Below are 20,693 nucleotides of genomic sequence, written 5' to 3' on the forward strand. Positions count from 1 at the left end.
GGCGTGAATCTTACGGACGTGGATCGATATTGAGCGTCAGCACCTCGAAAGGCTGCAGCGCAAAGGTATGTGCCTCACCCGCGCGCAGCTCGAGCGCCGGTTTGCCGGCATCCGCCTTCCACGGACTCTTCGCCGTGTAGCGCTGCGCGGCGCCCCTGGGCAGCTCAAAAACCTTCTGCAGGTCGATCGCAATCGACTGCGGCTTGTCGCTCGGGTTGCGCAGCACCAGAATGCCACGCCGCGGCGACCACGATGCCCATCCATAGGGTTCGAGCCACGCCGGATCGCCGCCGACCCAGTGCGTATCCTTCAGCACATCGGCGTTGGAGCGTGACCACTTCGCCGCCTCGGCAAGATCGTCCCAGTTCTGCTCCGTCATCAGGGACGGCGTGATGTACATCTCCTGCAGCTGCGTTCCGGTGCCGAAATACGAATGGATCTCGTTTGGGAAATCGTTCCCCGGATCGTCGTTCAGGTGCTTGCGGCGCGATGCGTAGATCATGCCGTGCAGCATCAGCGAATTCAGCGGATAGAGCGGCCCCGCCTTCACCACTTCGGCATAGGTGTCCGAGTCACGATACGTAATCCAGCGCTCGCGATAGGTACCCACGCCCTCGAAGCCGTCATCCTCGCCGCCGCGCCAGATCGAGTCCGCATACAGCAGCCAGAAGGGCGAAGGATACGTGCCCGTCGTCAGGTTGATATAGATATCCGGCTTCACCGCGCGCAGCTCGCCGATCAGGTGAATCGCCGCGCCAAAATCGCTGTCGAAGCTGCTGCCCGGAAAGACGCTGTCCGCGTTGCCTGTTCCGTCGAACTTGAACTGGTTCACGCCATACTTCTGGATCATCTCCAGGCACACATCGCGGAAACGGTCGTAATACTTCGGCCCGGAGAGCGCGAAGCCGTTGTCCACGATCTCATAGCCTTCCTTCTTCCCGTAGGCGATGCGCTCCTTCTTCGGTCCCGCGTAGCCGCCCCACGGCGACATCCACACACCGGGCTCAGCCCCGTACTTCTCCGCGGCTTCACGGATCGGCGTGAAGCCGTTCGGAAAATCCTTGTTGAAGCTCCAGAGCGTCGTATGGTCATCCCATCCATCGTCGAAGAGATAGGAATCCAGCGTCACGCCGCGCTTCTCGTGCAGCTCCTGTCCAAAGGCATTCACCCGGTCCAGCGCATCCTTCTCACCGTAGGGAGTGAAATAGCCGATGTCGTACCACGAGTTGTAATGCAGGAATGTGCGGTATGGATGCGCCCGCTCGCGCTCGATATACGCCAGGAAATCGCGGCGCAGCTGCCCGGTCCGCGCCACGCCCACCACCGATGAATACGTGACCGACTGCCCTGCCTTGAGCGGCAGATCGCGGTCGATGGCCGCCGTAGCCCGGCCAGCCGTGACTTTGCTGTCCGAGAGCGGATGCTCAAAGCCGAGATAGAAGTCGCCATCCACAATCGGCGAGCCTTTCACCGATCCCAGCACCTGCGCCTCGGGCAATGCGGTATCGATCAGACGTACCTGCTCAACCGGTGCGTCCTTTGCCCCGGCGGTCAGCGTGATGAACTGCCGCAGATATTGCGAGCCATCGCGCAACACCACGCTCCACTTCACCGTGACCGCAGCAGCAGGATCTTCGAAGGTGGCATCGAACTCCTGCCCTGGAATCCCATCCGAGGCCCGCGATACATGGCTCTCCGCGGCAAGCGCGTGAAAGCCTGCATCGGTCACGGTCAGGTTTGCCGGGCTCTCGATCTCTCCGGTTTTGAAGCGCAGCGCAAAGGGCGCCGGCAGCGTGAGGCTCGTGTGATGCAGACGATCCTCCACTGTCAGCGCCGAAAGATGATGATCGGCAACCGACCAGTGCGCGGCGATCACCTCGTTCCCGAGTGTGTAACTGTCACCGTGATGATTTGCCTCTGCCCTGCCCGCCTGCGCAAAGGCAGACGAGGCAACGGCCATGGAGAAGGCCAGAGCCATTACTCCGGTTCTGGAGAGGCTACACAAGGGAAACGAGCACCGACGCACCATTACCGGCTCCTGACCGCAGAGTTGTAAATCTTCACATGAGAAACAACACGGCTGATGGCCCCCGTGCTTGGCGCATCCGGCGGAATCCCGTTGCGGATCGAGAAGAAGAGTCCCAGCAACTGCCCGGCCAGCACATCCACCGGAGGCCGGAAGGCATCCGGGAAACCGGCTGGGAGCTGCAGGTCGATCACATGCGGTGTCAGTGCCTCAAGCCGCTCCAGGCGCTGCGGAGTCATGACCAGAATTCCGCCGCCGAGCTGCTTCTCCCGGATCTCTTCGAGCAGATCCAATTCATACTGCTGCCGCAGCTCATCGCCGGAAAGAAACGCCACGACCAGCGTCTTCTCATCCACAAACGAAAGCGGTCCGTGCCTCAATCCCAGCGCCGACTGCGCAATCGTCGGGATCTTGCCCGCATTCAGCTCCAGCACCTTCAGGGAAGACTCATCCGCGACCGCCTGCAGGCAGCCCGAGCCGAGGAAGCACATCCGCGAGAAGCCTTGATCTGCCAGGGTCTCCGACACCGTGGCCACCTGCGGCAACACCCGCGCTCCGGCATCGGCCAGTGCTGCGACATTCCGCGCATAAAGCTCAGTATCGGTGACAAATCCCAGGAAGATGCCGGCCAGCACCATGTTCGTGAACGAGCTGGTCATAGCCAAGCCACGATCGTTGACCCGCGCATCCAGTTCCACCGTGAAGACGCCGGGGAACTTCGCCATTGCCCCCTGCGCATTGCAGGTGATGACCAGATGCCGCACCTGGCGGCCATAGCGCTCGAGCGCCTGCGCCAGCACCGCCACGCCCTCTGAGCTCTCGCCCGAACGCGAAAACGAAACAAACAGGTACCGCCGCTCCGGCAGCACAAAATCGTCAAAATTGGTCAGCAGCTCTGTGCTCGGAACCGCCTGCACTTCGCAGCCCCACCGCTGCCGCAGCACACGGCTCACCGCGCGCCCGATATAGTCCGAGGTTCCGGCGCCGACCAGGATCACCACCGGCGCAGCCGCTCCCAGCTCCACGCGCAGCACCTCCGTCAGGAAGGCCTCGAGTTCGGACCGGAGGCCGATCAGCCTTTCGGCCGTCTCCCTCCAGGTTTCGGGTTGCTGCGCAATTTCTCCGGGGGTATCGCGAAGCCCACGGGCCTCGCGCTCTGCTTCAGGAAGCGCTAAGAGTGCGGAAATAGGGTCCGGCAAATCATTGGTCCTTTCACAAGGCTTTCACCAGACCCGTTTTACACCCGCTTTCGCATCGTAATCAATCGAAATCAAAGGAAATCGGAAAATACTTCTCCGATTTCACTAAAATTTCGCCTCAGCGCACCTTCCATTTGCTGGAAAGCGCTGCCAGTTTCTCGTTCATGGAGAGCGGTTTCGCCGGTTCGGCCTTCGCCGCCGGCTTGCCGCCACCTTTCTTCGGTTGCGGAGCCGAGGGCGCCAGCAGGGCTTTGATCGAAAGCGAAATGCGCTTGGTCTTTGCATCCGCGCTCATCACCTTCACCTTGACGATCTGCCCGGCTTTCACCGCCTCGGATGGCTCCTTGATGAACTTGTTCGAGAGCTCGCTGATGTGCACCAGGCCATCCTGGTGCACACCGATATCGACGAACGCGCCGAACTTGGTCACGTTGGTCACGATGCCCTCGAGCACCATGCCATCGCGCAGATCGCTGATCTCGTGCACCTCATCGTGGAAGCTGGGCGCGACGAACTTGTCGCGCGGATCGCGACCCGGCTTGCGCAGCTCTTCGAGGATGTCATTCAGCGTGAAGACGCCTGCAGTCAGCTGGCTGCGGTCGACCTTCTCCAGCAGCTCCGGCTTCTTAATGATCTCTTCCACCGAAGTTCCGAGCATGGTCGAAATCTGCTCGACCACCGGGTACGACTCCGGGTGCACCGCTGTCATATCCAGCGGCTGCTCGCCGCCGCGGATGCGCAGAAAGCCCGCGGCCTGCTCGAAGGTCTTCGGGCCGACTCCGGCTACATCGCGCAGTTGCGCACGCGAACGGAAGCGTCCGTTCAGGTCACGATACTGCACGATGTTGATGGCCGTGCGCTCGGTGACGCCGGCCACGTAGCGCAGCAGCGTCCACGAAGCAGTGTTCAGGTCGACGCCCACGCGGTTCACGCAGCTCTCGACGACTTTCTCGAGCGAGTCGTTCAACTGGCGCTGGTCCACGTCATGCTGATACTGCCCCACACCAATGGACTTCGGATCGACCTTCACCAGCTCGGACAGCGGATCCTGCAAACGGCGAGCAATCGAGATTGCCCCGCGCACCGTGAGGTCGAGATCGGGGAACTCCTGCCGTGCGATATCGGAAGCCGAATACACGCTCGCGCCCGATTCGCTCACCGTGACCGAGAAGATGTTCTCGAGCTGCTTCTCACGCAGGAAGCTGCGCACGAACGAGTCGGTCTCGCGCGAAGCCGTGCCGTTGCCGATGGCGATGGCCCTCACCGGGTGCTGCTGCATCAGCCGCGCCAGCTTCTCGCCTGCTTCGGCAATGCCGTGCTTCGAGGTATGCGGATAGATCACGTCATGCGCGAGCATCTTGCCTGTCTCGTCCACCACGGCGATCTTGCAGCCCGTGCGCAAGCCCGGGTCAATGCCCAGCACGGCGATGGGTCCAGCAGGCGGTGAGAGCAGCAGGTTGAAGAGGTTGTCGCGGAAGACGCCGATGGCGTCGAGGTCCGAGCGCTGCTTCAGCTCGAGGCGAATCTCCGCCTGGATCGAGGAGTTCAGCAGCCGCGTCCATGCATCTTCAATCGCAAGCTCGATCTGCCGCGTCCAGTCGCCCTGCTGCGCCTTCAGCACATGCGAGCGCATCAGGCCCAGCGGCCGCTCGGCTTCGAGCTCGATGAGGAAGTACAGCACGTTCTCGCTCTCGCCGCGCCGGATGGCGAGCATGCGGTGCGACGGAATCATCTTCGCCGCCTCGCGATACTCGTAATACATCTTGAACTTTTCCTGCTCGTCCTTGGCGTCGGGAGCCTTCTTACTCACCACCACGCCCTCGTCGAACATGAGCTGCCGCAGCGCCTTGCGCAGCTCGGCGACTTCGGTGATCCACTCGGCCACGATGTGCCGCGCGCCCTCAAGCGCCTCGTTCGCATCCGCCACACCCAGCTCGGCGTTGATATACGCAGGCAGCTGTTCGTCGAGTGACTGCGTGCCCGGCTCCTGCGCCCACAGATACTGCGCCAGCGGCTCCAGACCCTTCTCGCGCGCTACGGTCGCCTTGGTACGGCGCTTGGGCTTGTAGGGCAGATACAGATCTTCGAGCTCGCTCTTTTCGAGCACCTTTTCGATGCGGGCCTTCAGCTCATCGGTGAGCTTGCCCTGCTCGGCAATCGAAGAAAGCACGGTCTCGCGCCGGTCTTCGAGCTCGCGGAAGTAGGCCAGCTTCTCTTCGATATTGCGAATCTGCACCTCGTCGAGATTGCCTGTCTGCTCCTTGCGATAACGCGCGATAAACGGCACTGTGCCGCCCGCATCGAGCAGTTCGATGACGGAAACAACGCTGCGCAACGGCAGCTCGAGAAGGTTCGCAATGTGTGTGAGAACTTCAGGGGAGAGATTCTTCGGGTCGCTCATGAACGTCTGCATTCATGCTAAACGCGCCCCGTGAGGAAATGTAATGGAGCCGTAAATGTAAAGGTGGCCCACCCAAGCTGGTTTTGCTTGGGTGGGGAAGAAACAAACTAGGCCTCGACCACATTGAAACCGCTCACCACCACCTTCGCCGCCTCACCACGCGTGTCCGCGTGCTTCAGCTCGATGGTAACCGTGTGCTTCTCACCCGGCATCAGAGCGATATAGTTATCGCTGTAGATCGCCGGCAGAATACGGTCGCCGCTGCGCTCGCGCACCGCCTTGAGCCGCACCATCAGCGCCGGAATCTGCGACGTGTTCTCCAGCTCCGTCGTCAGCGTCCACACCTCGCCCTGCTGCACGGTCTTCGTGGTCGCTCGCACCTGGGCCTTCGCCAGCTGCCGGATGGCGCGGTAATCGCCTTCGTTGATTGCACGCAGATAGAAGTTGCTCGAGACTTCTTTACCGCTCTGCGTGAGCGAAAGCCGCAGGAAGTGCACCGACGTCAGCCCGTCGATCGCGGGAATCTCGATCGGTGTCTCCGTGCTGTCTTCCGCGCTCGAGAGCGATGCCGTCTTCGACCACTTCTGGGCGCCATCGAGGTTCACGATCTCGGCCTGCGCCGTCAGCCCGCTCTGGCTGCCGCCGCTGTAGTTCACCACCTCGATCTTGCCCGTCGTGCGATTCCACTGGATGTGCAGCGGCTCCGAGCCCTTCTTCGCACCGAAGTACGCGGCCGTCGGCTCGAAATAGTAGTCGTAGGTCTGCCACACAAACGACGGCCAGCAGGGATGGCTCATCCACAGCAGCACGCCCATACGGTACTTGCTCTGCGCCTCGAACATGGCGCGATGGCCTTCGTAGTTCACGAACTGAGCCAGCTCGACCCACTGCTCGCCCGACTGCGCGCCACCGTAGCTGTCTTCAATGATGCGCAGGAACGAGCTGCCACCCTGCGCGCCGGTCTGCGAAAAATCATGCAGGCCCCAGTCGAGCCCCTGCGGCCAGATTGCCTTCTCCGGCATCATCGCGCGCACGCTCTCGATCGGCGGGATATTCGGCATGCCGATCTCGCTGTGCATGCGGCTGTCCGCCATGTCGAAATACACCGCCGTGGGCAGCGCGTTGTACGGCCCATGCCCGCTCACCACGTCGTCGGCCGAGCTGCCGATGTAGTGAATGTCCGGATGCAGTTCCGCGAGCAGCTTGCGAATGCCCGCGTCGAGCACCGGCGGCGGATAGCCCTCATTGCGTCCGCAATAGAGGCCGATCGAAGCGTGGCTGCGGATGCGCAGGATGTAGTCGCGCGCATTCTTGAGGAAGAGCGCGTTGTCGTCGGGGATCGGACCATCCCACGGATTCGCCAGCCAGAAGTCCTGCCACACTACGATGCCGTGACGATCGCATGCCTCCCAAAATGCCTTGTCGCCGATCTGCCCCACCCAGTTGCGCACCATGGTGAAGTTCATCTCGCGGTGATAGCGCAGGGCCGCGTCATACTCGCGCGCGCGATAGCGCAGCATCGATTCGCCGAAGCCCCAGTTGCCACCACGCGCAACGAACCTTCGACCATTGATCCAAAGTCTGAGTTTGCCGCCCTCTTCACTGAAGGTCATCTGACGAATGCCGGCCTTGAACTTCTTCGAGTCGGTGACCTTGTGATCACGGCCTTCAAAATTCAGCTCGACATCGTAGAGGTGCGGCTCGCCATAGCCCGCCGGCCACCACAGCTCCGGCTTGTCGATGCGCAGCTCCGGGTGCGTCGTCGTGTCCAGGCGGATCGCTTTCCGTTCCGAGGCTGCCAGGTCCACGTGCTGGGCAAACTTCACCGCGCCGAATGTGCCCTTGAGCGTGCCGGTCACCGGTTTCGCGCTGTGATTCCACAGCTCCACTTCGATCTTCACATCCGCATGCGAAGTATCGGGCAGCGGGAGGGTCGAAACCACTAGCGGATTCTCAACTGTCACCGATCCGGTTACAGATAGATAGACATCGCCCCAGATGCCGCTGTTGCGCCCGCGAATCGTCGGAATCCAGTCCCAGCCGATCGACGCATGATAGGTCGGATTGTCGCGCCCCAGCGCTCCACCGTTGCGGCTCGGATTCTCCCAGGTCTTCTGCTTGCAGGCGCCCGGTGTCGCGTTCTTTTCCACCTTCACTGCCAGCGCATTCGCCTGCCCCGGCTTCAGCTTGCCGGTCACATCGAACTGCCCACGCATGAAGCCGCCTTCAATCCGGCCCAGCTTCTCGCCGTTCAGGTAGACATCGGCCTTCCAGTTGATACCGTCGAAGTTCAGCCATGTCGTCTGCCCGTGCGCTACAACCGGTGCGGTGAACTCGGTGCGATGCCAGAAGTCGGAATAGAAATATGAATCTGAAATATGTAACTGATTCTGACCGAAATTCGGATCGGGGATCGCGCCCGCATTCAGATACGAAGTCAGCACCGTACCCGGCACCGTTGCGACCACCCAGCTCTCGTCCTTATAACCGGCCGTCGCAAGCGCTTCGCCGGTTGCAGAGCCTGTCGCCGAAATGCGTTCTACGCGCCATGCTCCACCGGCCAAATTAAGACTGCCATCCGGCGTTGGCTGCTGCGCAGCCTTCGGCTTCGCCACTAAGCCGCCGCGCCCGTACACCTCGATCTCGCTCAGCAGATATCCCTGCGCCGAGGTTGGCTGCGTCATCAGCACGCGCACGTAGCGCGCACGCTCGGGCGAAGGCAGATGAATATCATCGACCTGGTTCGTACTTGCTGCCAGAGATTGCAGGTCGCGCCATGACTCTGCGTCATCCGAAAGCTGAATTTTTCCCTCAGCCGCACGCGCAACCCAGTAGAGCGCAATGCGATCGAACTCGCAGCGTGCTCCCAGGTCCACGTACACCCACTCTTCGCCCGAGCCCGCACTCATCCACGCGCTGGTAAAGCTGTAGGGGCCACCGACCTGGACGCGCTCGCTGCCATGCCAGAACTCGATCTGCCCCATCTGCCACTGCGCGCCCTCTTCGCCCTGCGCAAGCGAACACTTCACCTCGTAGTAGCGGCTGCGATAAGCCTGCTTCAGCGGAATCTCGGGATAAAAAAGATTTGTCCCGCGCGACATATCCGGCGGATACGGTGCGGGGGAGGCCGGGTCCGGTCCCTCCAGGCTCGCCGCTTCCGTCCAGGTACGTCCGTCGTCCGAGACAGAGATAGTCAGCCGGATGGCCGATGCCGGAACATGCTTCGGCATCACGAGAAAGACTTTGAGCTTGTCGATCTCCGGCAGATCGTCGCCGCCCAGCATCACCTGCACCGAGGGCGATGCTCCCTTTAGTTCCTGCGGGCTCGCCTCGTAATGGTTCAGCAGCGTCTCGCGATCGGGCTTCGGCAGCTCGCCCTGGCGATTCATCGAGACCGCGACCCAGCTCGGCAGCCGCGTGTCCTTCACTCCGTCGGTCACCAGCTGTGCCGTCAGATTATAGTCATATGCGCTCGAGTGATACGCTGGCCGCCGCAGCGCCAGATTGCGATAGGTGGTCGCGTCGATCACCAGCTCCGGCGCAAAGTTCTCCTCCGCCGCGCCCGGATACAGCCCGATGCCACGCGTAAAGCCTGCTCCCGCAGGCGCAGCCGCCGCATCAGTAAAGCCCGCAGGAGCATCCGCAACAGCAGAAGAAGTCTCGGCAGAGGCATGGGCGGCAGGCATGGCCATGCCTGCGCCCGCAATCAGGGTGCTCTTCAAAAAAACGCGTCGTGAGGTGGACATCGAACCCTTTCGTCTGGCTCTATCAACTGGCCGTGCCCTCTCATGGCTGCGAGTAAATCGCATAAGCGTCATCGCATAACCAGGGCACAGGGTCCACACTACCGCCGAACCTCACACGGCATCAAGTCAGGAAGAGCAGAAATGGTGGTTCAGCCTCACAAGTTGAGAAGCCGGACAGTAGAGCGCTACGGTATGCGCGTGGCCGTGACTTCGAACTCCATCTTTCCCTTGTTTTCCAGATTGTCGGACGAGAAGAGTTGCATCGGCTTACCGAGAGGCAGAACCGCATTCGTCTCCCATTTGTTCTGGCGGACGACGGGAGTGCCTGGCGTAGCGCTGCTTCCAGATGCTTCGGCCAGGCTACTGACCTCGACACCAATCCTGATCGATACACCGGTTGGCGTCTCCTGCGTGTTTGAGCAATCGATGCTCACTCCCAGATCCAGGTACTGAATACCATTTGTGCCCGTCTGGATCGGGACTTTCGTTCCTGAGCGGACTGTGGAGTTCCGATGATCGCCGGACAAGACTACGTGATAGTTACGGCTATTGGCCACTTTCCCTTCCGCATTGATTTCTTTCACAAGAAAATCCAGCGCATAGTCGTGAGCATCCGCCTTGACGGTGCTCTGTGCATCCTGCGCATGCGCTGTTGCGCATGCACCCCAACACAGCATCCCCAACACCAGCACACCTGACCATCCCCACTTCCTCATTACTGCCTCCTGTTTATTTATTCTCGTCCGTGTCGGACGGGTTCAATGGTGGAATTCGAATCGCCGCAATCATCACCGGCTTAACGTTTAAAGGTTCAATCGGCTTATGCTCCGGCATGGTCATAGCCTGCTGTGCCTGCTGCGGATTGCGCTGTGCCATCGCTGCCAGCGCCTGCTCCTCTGGAGACAACGGCGTAGGTGTAGGAAATACATCCAGCTTCGGCAGCGGCTCGGAAACTGGATTCGCGATTCGCTCGGTTTGCAAACTCACGTGCCGAATCGCAGGATGCGACGCCTGCGGAAACTCCACTTGTGCCTGCATGGCGCCAGGAGAAGCAGCTCGCGTCTCGTGCCGATCGGAAACTTTCTCCGGCGCGCTCATGGCCAGACCTTTTACATCCACACGCTGCCGCGACAGCAGCAACACCGCTGCCATGACCAGGACGGCTGCCACCGGCAGAGCCCACAGCGGCCATGCGATCCTGCGTCCGGACTTCTTTTCCAATAACACCTGCGCCCGCACCGCAGCCATGGTGCGCGATTTCACTCCAGCGACGGCCTCATCCTCATACTCGACCAGCACATAGGTCTCGAGCGCCGCATCGAGCAGAGAATCCAGTTCGTCGTCTGCCCTATCGCGCATAGCGTCCCTCCTTTTCCCGCCCCATGGTTGCCGCCATCTTCTGTTTCAGCATCTGCCGGGCCCGCATCAGCCGCGTACGCACCGTGCCCTCCGGAACCTCCAGCACCTCGGCCATCTCACGGGAATTCATCTCCTCCACCGCAGAGAGCGCCAGAACCTGCCGAAACTCCTCCGGCAAGGCATCGATCATCCTATGCACTGCGGCCACGGCGCTTGCGTCTGCGACTCTCTGCTCGGGCGATAACTCCATCGAAACCGGCTCCCATGCTGCCTCGTCGCTGCTCAGGCTTTCCATCCGCGTTCGCGCCGGCAGCCGATCCGCCTGGAGGTGATCGAGCGCCACCCGCCACACCGTCCTGGCCAGAAACGCGCGCTCATTCTTCATGCCCTGCCACGTCCGGTTGCGATAGAGCTTGAGAAACATCTCCTGCGCCGCATCCTCGGCGTCCTGCCGATGGCGCAGCACCGCATAGGCTACGCGCACCACAAACCGCGCATGCCGCGACACCATCGCCTCGAACTCCGCCTCCTCTACCGCGTTCAAAGCCTCAGGCTCCCCACTCCCTGCCGCCGTGTTCCGTATCGCATGCCTTCACTCGCGAGGACGGCAGAATGGAGCAAAGTGTTCATTTTTCTTCACACCGTTTTCTGCAATTTCTTCGGGCTTTGTGTGTTTGAGCAAAATCCCGGCCCAGACAGCCATTCTGATGAATTCTTCATCCAATGGATAAGACTTAATTTCATTGCTTCTCGCGGCGCCACAGCAGCGTCGCCTCCACTACGGCCAGCAATCCATTCAGCAGGTGGCTGCCACGGACGGTTCGCATCCGCGCCCTCCGGTTTGCGCGCCCCGGAAAGATAGAGAGCATGTCCAATCGCAAGACACTGCAGCGGCTCATGCACAGGGAGCTTCAGGGGGTAAAGTTCCTCGTCGTCTCCAACCGCGAGCCCTATGTACATAGCTGGAAAGGAGAGGAGATGGTTGCCAGCCGCCCTGCTGGCGGATTGGCTCTGGCGCTCGACCCTGTGTTGCAGGCCGCGAACGGCACCTGGATCGCTCAGGGCACGGGCGATGCGGATCGTGAATCTGTCGATGAGCACGATCACGTTGCTGTCCCGCCCGACAATCCCACCTACACGCTGCGCCGCGTCTGGATCGACGAGCAGCTCCAGCGTGAGTTCTACAACGGCATGGCCAACGAAGGACTCTGGCCGCTCTGCCATGCCTCTTTTGTGCGCCCCACCTTCCGTCCGCGCGACTGGGAGAGCTATCGCCGCGCCAACCAGATCTTTGCCGACGCCATCCTCGAAGAGGCCGGTGATGAAGCTGCCTTTGTCTTCATCCAGGACTATCACTTCGCGCTGCTTCCGCGCATGCTCAAGGAGCGCAACCCCAAACTGATCGTCGCGCAGTTCTGGCATATTCCATGGCCCAATGCCGAAGCCTTCCGCGCCTTCCCCTGGAAGGAGGAGATTCTCGACGGCCTGCTGGGGAACGATCTCTTCGGTTTCCAGCTCCGCTATCACTGCACAAATTTCCTCGAGACCATTGACCGGAATATCGAAGCCATCGTCAATAACGAGCAGTCCAACGTGCAGCGCGGCGGCCACGAAACCCTGGTGCGTCCCTTCCCCATCAGCATCGACTTCGACGCGCACGTACGCACCGCTTTCGGCCCGGAAGTCCAGGCAGACATGGAGGAGTGGCGCAGGCAGCTGAACCTCGACAGCTCAGGCATAGAATTTCTCGGCATCGGCATCGACCGCATCGATTACACCAAGGGCATTCCCGATCGCCTGCATGGCTTCGACTACTTCCTCGAACAGCACCCCGAGTACAGGGGCCGCATTCAGTTTGTGCAGATCGGCGTGCCCAGCCGCATGCAGATCGAGCAGTACCAGGCGGTCAGCGAAGAAGTGGAAAAGCTGGTCGACACCATCAACACCCGGTGGGCCACCGGCTCATGGAAGCCGGTTATCTTCCTCAAGCAATACTTCACGCCGCGCCAGCTGATCGCGCTCCATCGCCTTGCCCATTTCTGCGTCGTCACCTCGCTGCATGACGGCATGAACCTGGTCGCCAAGGAGTATGTCGCCAGCCGCTTCGATGAGGACGGGGTGCTCATTCTCAGCCGCTTTACCGGCGCCGCCCGCGAACTCTCCGACGCGCTGCTGGTCAACCCTTTCGCGATCGGCGAAATCGCCGAAGCCATCGCCCAGGCCGTCCATATGAAGCAGGAGGAGCGGCGCAAACGCATGCGGCGCATGCGCCGCGAGGTGGAAGAAAACAATATCTACCACTGGGCCGCGAATATCCTCTCGCAGCTGCTTCGCTTTGAGATTCCATCCACGCAATCAGAAGACGAAGAGGAAATAGAATGACTACGCCCCTCGCCACCTATCTCCCGCAGCTGCGCGATGCCGTCGCATCCTCATCCCGAGTGGTGTTGCTGCTCGACTTCGATGGCACGCTCGCACCGCTCGTCCAGCGGCCTGAGCTTGCTGCCCTGCCTCAGCCCACGCGTGCCGCTCTTACTGCACTCCAGAGCTCGCCGCGAGTGACGCTGGCCTTCATCAGCGGACGCGCTCTCGCGGACCTGCGCTCGCGTGTCGGTCTCAACGCCATTTATGCCGGCAATCACGGTCTCGAAATCGAAGGCCCCGGACTGGATTTTCATGGTGTGGACCTCATCCAATCCACCGAGGTGCTTCGCGCGGTCAGCGCGAAGCTTGCCGAGAAGCTGCACGCGATCCCCGGGGCGCAGGTGGAAGACAAGCAGTCGAGCCTCAGCGTTCACTATCGCAATGTCGATCCGTCGCTCGCTCCGCGCGTCAAACAGATCACCCAATCTGTCACAGCGTCGTATACAAATTTCGTCGTCCTGCACGAAGGCAAACTGGTGATCGAAGTCCGGCCACGGGTCGACTGGCATAAGGGCAAAGCTGCCGAGTGGATACTCCAGCAGATCGCGTCCCCGGCGCCACTCATCATCGCGATGGGCGATGACCGCACCGACGAAGACATCTTCCGCTCCGTGCCCGATTCCATTTCCATCAAGGTCGGCGAAGGTCCGACTTCCGCGCGCTTCCGGGTCGGCGATCCCGGCGAAGTCGGACGAGTGCTCGAACTCATTCGAGAAGCGGTTTCCTGCCGCGCAACAGTCTGAGACTGACCCTGGGACTTCGCGATTGTTTTGCTGCTCTACCTGTGCCATCATCCGCACTAGCCCTGCACATGGAGAGCCCTTTGCACCGTAGACGATGGCGTTGTCCCCTGGCCGGAACATTTCTTCTTGTACTTCTGCCCGCATTTTCACCTGCCCAGCCTATTTCCACCCCGGAGCTCACACGTTTGCGGCACGAAGCCGCGCAGGTCACCATCCGCCGCGATGACTGGGGCATTGCTCACGTCTCCGGCCAGACTGACGCCGATGCTGTCTTCGGCATGATCTACGCACAGGCCGAAGACGACTTTCCCCGCATCGAACGCAACTACCTCGTCTCTCTCGGACGCCTCTCCGAAGCAGAAGGCGAGAAAGCTATGTGGGAGGATCTCCGTCAGCAGCTGTTCATCGATCCCACTGAGCTTCAGCGCCTTTACACACAGAGCCCGGCATGGCTGCAGAAGCTGATGAACGCGTGGGCCGATGGCCTCAACTACTACCTCGCCACGCATCCCGATGTACACCCCGCGGTCATCCATCATTTCGAGCCATGGATGGCGCTCTCCTTCACCGAGGGCAGCATCGGCGGCGATATCGAGCGCGTGAACCTCAAAGCACTTTCGGCTTTCTACACGCAGGCCCACGAAGCCGTTTCAGCCTCCACGCAGCCTCCGCATCCACCCACGCCACGCGAGCTGGCCATGCTCGCCGATCCGGATCGCTTCGATCCCGACAAGCTCGAGACCGAGCCGCAGGGCTCAAACGGCATTGTGATCGCGGCCTCGCATACCGTCGATCATCACCCGCTGCTGCTCATCAACCCGCATACGTCCTTTTTCTTCCGTTCCGAGTTACAAATGACGAGCGGTGAAGGCCTGAATGCCTACGGCGCCGTCACCTGGGGGCAATTCTTCATCTATCAGGGCTTCAACGACCGCGCCGGATGGATGCATACCTCGAGCGGTGTCGATGCCGTCGACGAATATGTAGAGACGGTCGCCGCTCGCAATGGGCACTGGTTCTATAAGTACGGCAACGAGTGGCGTCCCGTCACCGAGCGCACCTTCACACTGCGATACCCCAAGCCCTCCGGCATCACCACGCGCACCTTTACCGCCTATTTCACCTCGCATGGGCCCGTCATCCGCGCAGAAGGCGACCACTGGATCACCATCCAGCTCATGAATATCCCGATTGCTGCGCTCGAACAGTCGTACCTGCGCACCAAGGCCCGCACCTATGCGGAGTATTGGAAGACCATGGAGCTGCAGGCCAACTCCTCCAACAACACGCTCTTCGTCGATGCCGACGGCGACATCGCCTACTTCCACGGCAACTTCATTCCGCGCCGCGATCCACGCTTTGACTACACGCGCCCCGTCGACGGCAGCGATCCCTCCACGGACTGGCATGGCCTGCTCTCCGTCGAAGAGACGCCGCACCTGCTCAATCCGAAGAGCGGCTATCTCTTCAACGTAAACAACTGGCCGTGGACCGGAGCAGGCGCGAGCAGCCTGCGTGCGAGCGACTACCCTGCCTACGTCGAAATGGGTGGAGAAACCGCGCGCGGCCAGCATGCCATCCGCCTGCTCACCCACCACCCCGACTTCACGCTCGATTCCCTGCTCACACTCGCCTTCGACAGTTACCTGCCATGGTTCGACAAGCCCATACCCGCACTCGTCAAGGCATGGGATGCTCTGCCTGACGCCGATCCGCGCAAGGCGCAGCTTGCCGAGCAGGTAAACACGCTGCGCAACTGGGACCATCGCTGGGGCGTGGACTCCATCGCCACCTCGCTCGCCATCTTCTGGGGCACGGAGCTGCGCAGCACGCTTTCGCCGAAGATCAAGCCGGATGCACGCACCGCAGGCCTCGCCGTACAGGAATATGCGGCGACGCAGGCCACACCGGACGAACTGCTCAGCACACTCGCCGCAGCCTCGGCAAAACTCACCGCCAGCTTCGGCACCTGGAAGACCCCATGGGGGCAGATCAATCGCTTCCAGCGGCTCACGGGCGATATCCAGCAGCCCTTCAACGACGCAGCTCCGAGCATCCCCGTCGGCTTCACCTCGTCCGTGTGGGGCTCGCTCGCTGCCTTCGGCGCGCATGCCTATCCAGGAACCAAGAAATGGTACGGCACCGTCGGCAACAGCTTCGTCGCAGTGGTTGAATTCGGTCCCCGCATCCGCGCCCGCGCCATCACCGCCGGAGGTGAGAGCGGTCATCCATCCTCACCGCACTTCGACGACGAAGCGCAACGCTACGTCAGCGGCAATCTGCGAGAAGTCTACTTCTATCCCGATCAGCTCCAGGGCCACACGGAGCGCGTCTATCACCCGGGAGAATAACCTTCGTAAAAGAGAAAGGCAACGTCCTCGGACGCTGCCTTTTACTTGTCATCGCAAGAAATTTGTCCATTTATCCGAGCTGCGAAGAGATTTCGCTGAACTCCCACACGCCCTTCTTGTCGTGGATCCATTCCGCCGCGCGCACCGCGCCCTCGGCGAAGCCACGTCGCGAGAAGGCTTCGTGCTTCAGCTCGATCACATCGTTCTCCGAGCGAGCCTCGATCACGTGCAGACCGGAAGCATCGCCTTCGCGATGCGAGGTGATCTCGACCTCGAGCCCAGGCACAGCAGACTGCAGCGCCTGCTTGAGCGAGAGAGCCGTACCCGAAGGCGCATCCTTCTTGCTCACATGGTGCGTCTCGCTGATCGAGAAGCGGTAGTGCGGCACTGCCTTCGCCAGCTCCTTCGCCAGCCGCAGCGTTGCCTGCACCCCCACCGAGTAATTCGTGCCGTAGAGCAGCCCGGCATTCTTGCGTGCCGCCAAAGCGCGCATATCCTCGAGCTGGCTGTACCAGCCCGTGGTGCCCACCACCATGTGCGCACCGTTCGCCAGGCACGCGCGCATGTTCGGGATGACCGCCTGCGGAGTCGTGAAGTCAATCACCGCATCGAATTGTGCAAGGAATGGAGCCGTCAGCGCGCTTGCGTCGCGGTTCTCTTCCTCACCCAGCACGCGTACGCCATGGCCGCGCTCGTGCGCGATATCCGCCACCACGCGGCCCGTCTTGCCTCGCCCTAACACCAGAAACAGCATGTTTTCTACCTCTACGCCTTCACGGCCCTGGCCGCTTCCACGTCGAAGACTTCCGGATCGGGATCCGAGAAGAACGCCTTGTGCAGTGAGCGGATGGCTTCTTCCACGTCATCTTCTTCGATCATGAAACTCATGTTGATCTCGGATGCGCCCTGCGAAATCATGCGCACGTTCACATGCTTCACCGCGCCGAAAACCTGCGCGGCAATGCCGTTGTGTCCGCGGATATCTTCGCCCACCAGGCAGATCAGCGCCTTGCGGCCTTCATACTTCACGTCGGCCAGCTTGCTCAGATCGGCGGCGATGTCCGGCAGCTTTTCATTCGAGTCCACCGTCAGTGAGACCGAGACCTCAGAGGTCGAGACCATATCGACTGCACACTTGTGCTTGTCGAAGACATCGAAGATCGCCTTCAGATAGCCATGCGACATCAGCATGCGGCTCGCCACCACGTCGATAATTGTCAGCTTGCGCTTGGCGGCAATCGACTTGAAGGGGCTCTTGCAGTGCGGCGCGAGCGAGATGATGCGCGTGCCTTCGTTCTCCGGATTGCGCGAGTTCAGCACCAGCACCGGGATGTTCTTCTTCACCGCCGGAAGGATCGTCGCCGGATGCAGCACCTTCGCGCCGAAGTAGGCGAGTTCGGCTGCCTCTTCGAAGCTGATCGTCTTCACGCGCAGCGCCTCGGGCACAATGCGCGGATCGGTCGTCATGATGCCGTTCACATCGGTCCAGATTTCGATCGCGCCTGCGTCGATGCCGCCGCCGACGAGCGCCGCCGTAAAGTCCGAGCCGCCGCGGCCCAGCGTCGTGGTGATGATCTTGTCATCCTCGACCGCACCCGGCGCGACATAGGAGCCGATAAAACCACCCATCACCACCGTACGGCCTTCCGTCGCATGCGGCAGCACGTGCTCCTTGAGCCGCGCCTCGATCATGGCGTCGTTTGGAATCGCCTTGCCGTGCTGGTTGTCGGTGATGATGCACTTGCGCGCGTCCACGTGCACGCCGTTCAGGCCGCGCTGCGAGAAGGCTTCCGCAATCATGCGGCTCGAAAGACGCTCGCCCATCGAGACGATCATGTCGCTGATGCGCGGTGTCAACTCGCCAACAGCAGCCAGTCCGCGCAGCACTTCATCCAGGCCATCGAATTCAGCATCGATCGATGCGCTCAGAGCAACATTCGCCGGCTGCTCGACAAGCGCACAAGCGGTTTCCTTATGCCGGCTGCGCAGGCGAGCCGTGATCGCCAGCGCACCGCTGCGATCGCCGCGTCCTGCTGCTGCAGCGGCTGCCAGCAGCTGGTCGGTGACCTTGGCCATCGCCGAAACCACCACGATCGGCGTAAGACCCTTTTCGATGCGGCCACGGACGATGCCCGCGGTCCGGTTGATAGCGACTGCATCTTCGACGGACGTGCCGCCGAACTTCATCACGACCAGTTTGTTCATGCTGTGACAGCCGCCTGGTCAGAATTCTTCACGGGATCGAGCTTGCCGAGCGAAACCAGCAGCTCCGCATTCAGGAGCGCCGCACCGGCCGCGCCGCGAATCGTGTTGTGCGAGAGCACGGTGAACTTCCAGTCGAGCAGCGTGCACTCGCGCAGACGGCCCACCGTCGCCGCCATGCCGTTGCCGCGCATCTTGTCCAGGCGCGGCTGCGGACGATCCTCAAGCCCGACGAACTCGATCGGCTGCGCAGGAGCTGTCGGCAGATCGCGGCCGGCCAGCGGCTGGAACTCACGCCACGCCGCAAGAATCTCTTCCTTCGTCGCCTTGCGCGAAAGCTTCACGCTGACAGACTCCGTGTGGCCATCTTCCACCGGCACGCGGTTGCAGTGCGCGGTCATGCCGGCCGCGAGCGGCTTCACCAGCTTGCCGTCGCGCGAACCCAGCAGGCGTAGCGTCTCGGCCTGCATCTTCTCTTCTTCGTTCTTGATGTACGGCACCACGTTGCCGAGGATGTCCATCGAAGCCACGCCGGGATAGCCCGCGCCGCTGATGGCCTGCATGGTGCTGACGAAAATCGCGTCGATACCGAAACGCTCGACCAGCGGCTTCAGCACCAGCACCAGTCCAATGGCTGAACAGTTCGGGTTGGTCACGATGTAGCCGCCCGACTCCTTGCGCCATGTCTGGTTTTCAAGGATCGGCAGGTGGTCGGCGTTGACCTCGGGGATCACCAGCGGCACATCCTCGTGCATGCGGAAGGCGCTCGAGTTCGAAATCACCGCGCAGCCTGCGGCTGCGAAGGCCGGCTCCATCTCGCGTGCGATGTCGGTATCGAGAGCAGCGAAGATAATCCTGGGGGCATGGTCAGGAACCGCCGGAGAGACGGTCATGTTCGCGATGCGCTCGGGCAGCGCCGTGTCCAGCTTCCACTTGACTGCTTCGCCGTACTTCTTGCCACTCGAGCGATCGCTCGCCGCCAGCCACGCTACTTCAAACCAGGGATGATTTTCGAGGAGCTGGATAAACCGCTGGCCGACCATTCCGGTCGCGCCGAGAATTCCAATCTTCTGCCGCATGTCTTTCGATCTGCCTGCCTGACTCGTCAAGAGTTACACTGCCCGGCTTATCAAAGCTGGAGCACCGGGACTGAATCGTGTAGCAACAGTGTAACGTCTTCCCGCGCGGCCACGCACGCGCCAGATGACGCGAACGAGGCGCAGGCTACATCTGAGGGCTGGAATTATCCGTCGTGCCGGTGCTGCTCGAGCCTGAGCTGCTGCCTGAACCCGTACTGCTGCTGGAGCCCGAACTCGAGCTGCTGCCAAACAAGCTGCTACCCGAGCTGCTGCTGCCGAATGTTCCGGAACTCGTGGTGGATGTCCCCGTAGTGCTCAAGCCGCTCGCACTCGTCGACGCAGCGGCACCGCCATTCAGCAGCTGGTCCTCCAGCGGATCATAGACAAACTCCCACTGGTTATAGTGCTTCTGCTTCTTGTACTCCATGATCGAGGCACGCGTATCCGGAATCACCACGCCGACGATTGGACCGCCCCCGCTCAAACCGGAATCGCTGCTCGACGAGGACGACGCAAACATCGATCCGCTTGTACTACCCGTCGTTGTTCCTGTGGGAGAGCTGGAAGTAGACCCAAAGCTCGACGAGGAGCTGCCGAACGAACTGCCACTGTCCGTAGAAGAAGTGCTGCCAAACGAGCTGCCGCTGGTTGTCGAGGTGTTATTCGTCGAGCCGCTGCTGTCCGAAGAGCCGCTGCTATCCGTGCTCGACGTTGCCATCAACCCCGCGGTTGATCCGGCCATCGCGCTCACTCCTGCGGTGCCGGCCGCGCCGGCTGCCGTCAGCGGCTGCCCGAAGAGCCCTAGCGTCTGCACATGCACCTGCCCGAAATACACCGGTTTCCAGTCATCCTTGCCGGTCATGGGGTCTTTATAACGCTTGCGCAGGTAGCGGATATCGTTGGTGTTCATCAACTGATCGATGGACGTCGGATACGCGCCGAACTTCTTGTAGTACAGCTTGATCGCGCGCTTGTACTGCATGCCGCGATGCCACAGCTCCAGCTCCTTGTCGCGCTGGAGCTGTTTGGCCATCTTCGGCGCGGCCACGGCCAGCGCGATCAGCAGAATCGCCACCATGAAGATGACGAACAGCAGCACAATGCCTTCTTCGCCGCTGCCCTCGCGCTGTCGTCCGTGTTGGAAGGAAACTCTCATGCTGCTG

Annotated in this window: 14 protein-coding genes; 3 read left to right on the plus strand and 11 right to left on the minus strand. The window is 61.3% G+C overall.

What is annotated here, in order from left to right:
* Positions 1-10 precede the first annotated feature (10 nt).
* The 7 genes from ESZ00_RS15025 to ESZ00_RS15055 form a co-directional block, all read right to left on the minus strand.
* Positions 11-1,978, minus strand: coding sequence for an alpha-galactosidase (locus tag ESZ00_RS15025; protein ID WP_204520218.1), 1,968 nt, complete (start codon positions 1,976-1,978; stop codon positions 11-13).
* A gap of 50 nt (positions 1,979-2,028) precedes the next feature.
* Complete coding sequence (locus tag ESZ00_RS15030) at positions 2,029-3,225, minus strand: SIS domain-containing protein (RefSeq protein WP_129209127.1); 1,197 nt, start codon at positions 3,223-3,225, stop codon at positions 2,029-2,031.
* A gap of 118 nt (positions 3,226-3,343) precedes the next feature.
* Positions 3,344-5,626 (minus strand): Tex family protein, encoded by a 2,283-nt coding sequence (locus ESZ00_RS15035; RefSeq protein WP_129209128.1) that lies wholly within the window; start codon positions 5,624-5,626, stop codon positions 3,344-3,346.
* Between the two features lie 107 nt (positions 5,627-5,733).
* On the minus strand, positions 5,734-9,372 hold the full coding sequence (locus ESZ00_RS15040; RefSeq protein WP_164981539.1) for a glycosyl hydrolase 2 galactose-binding domain-containing protein: 3,639 nt from the start codon (positions 9,370-9,372) through the stop codon (positions 5,734-5,736).
* Between the two features lie 185 nt (positions 9,373-9,557).
* Complete coding sequence (locus tag ESZ00_RS15045) at positions 9,558-10,088, minus strand: hypothetical protein (RefSeq protein WP_129209130.1); 531 nt, start codon at positions 10,086-10,088, stop codon at positions 9,558-9,560.
* Between the two features lie 13 nt (positions 10,089-10,101).
* On the minus strand, positions 10,102-10,731 hold the full coding sequence (locus ESZ00_RS15050) for a hypothetical protein (protein ID WP_129209131.1): 630 nt from the start codon (positions 10,729-10,731) through the stop codon (positions 10,102-10,104).
* A complete protein-coding gene (locus ESZ00_RS15055) occupies positions 10,721-11,275 on the minus strand; it encodes an RNA polymerase sigma factor (protein ID WP_229741340.1) in 555 nt (184 codons plus the stop codon). The genes ESZ00_RS15050 and ESZ00_RS15055 overlap by 11 nt, the downstream gene beginning before the upstream one ends.
* A gap of 323 nt (positions 11,276-11,598) precedes the next feature.
* Here ESZ00_RS15055 and ESZ00_RS15060 point away from each other — a divergent pair, with 323 nt between their 5' ends.
* From ESZ00_RS15060 to ESZ00_RS15070, 3 genes are all read left to right on the plus strand, one after another.
* Positions 11,599-13,113, plus strand: a complete 1,515-nt coding sequence (locus ESZ00_RS15060; protein WP_129209132.1) for an alpha,alpha-trehalose-phosphate synthase (UDP-forming) — start codon at positions 11,599-11,601, stop codon at positions 13,111-13,113.
* Entirely contained in the window at positions 13,110-13,898 is a 789-nt protein-coding gene (otsB, locus tag ESZ00_RS15065) for a trehalose-phosphatase (protein ID WP_129209133.1), read from the plus strand. Before ESZ00_RS15060 ends, otsB begins: the two co-directional genes overlap by 4 nt.
* Positions 13,899-13,966: 68 nt before the next feature.
* Positions 13,967-16,249: a penicillin acylase family protein gene (locus ESZ00_RS15070; protein WP_129209134.1), complete on the plus strand. Its 2,283-nt coding sequence runs from the start codon at positions 13,967-13,969 to the stop codon at positions 16,247-16,249.
* A gap of 70 nt (positions 16,250-16,319) precedes the next feature.
* On the opposite strand, the gene ESZ00_RS15075 is transcribed toward ESZ00_RS15070, so the two are convergent.
* The 4 genes from ESZ00_RS15075 to ESZ00_RS15090 all read right to left on the minus strand — a co-directional run bounded on the left by ESZ00_RS15075 (position 16,320) and on the right by ESZ00_RS15090 (position 20,686).
* Positions 16,320-17,003, minus strand: coding sequence for a 4-hydroxy-tetrahydrodipicolinate reductase (locus tag ESZ00_RS15075; RefSeq protein ID WP_129209135.1), 684 nt, complete (start codon positions 17,001-17,003; stop codon positions 16,320-16,322).
* Positions 17,004-17,014: 11 nt separating this feature from the next.
* Entirely contained in the window at positions 17,015-18,454 is a 1,440-nt protein-coding gene (gene lysC / locus ESZ00_RS15080; protein ID WP_129209136.1) for a lysine-sensitive aspartokinase 3, read from the minus strand.
* Positions 18,451-19,530: an aspartate-semialdehyde dehydrogenase gene (gene asd, locus ESZ00_RS15085; RefSeq protein ID WP_129209137.1), complete on the minus strand. Its 1,080-nt coding sequence runs from the start codon at positions 19,528-19,530 to the stop codon at positions 18,451-18,453. Before asd ends, lysC begins: the two co-directional genes overlap by 4 nt.
* Before the next feature lie 145 nt (positions 19,531-19,675).
* The gene (locus ESZ00_RS15090; RefSeq protein WP_129209138.1) at positions 19,676-20,686 is read right to left on the minus strand and encodes a hypothetical protein; all 1,011 of its coding nucleotides are present in this window, start codon (positions 20,684-20,686) and stop codon (positions 19,676-19,678) included.
* Between the last annotated feature and the right edge of the window lie 7 nt (positions 20,687-20,693).

The organism is Silvibacterium dinghuense (genome assembly GCF_004123295.1).
Classification (GTDB): Bacteria; Acidobacteriota; Terriglobia; order Terriglobales; family Acidobacteriaceae; genus Silvibacterium; species Silvibacterium dinghuense.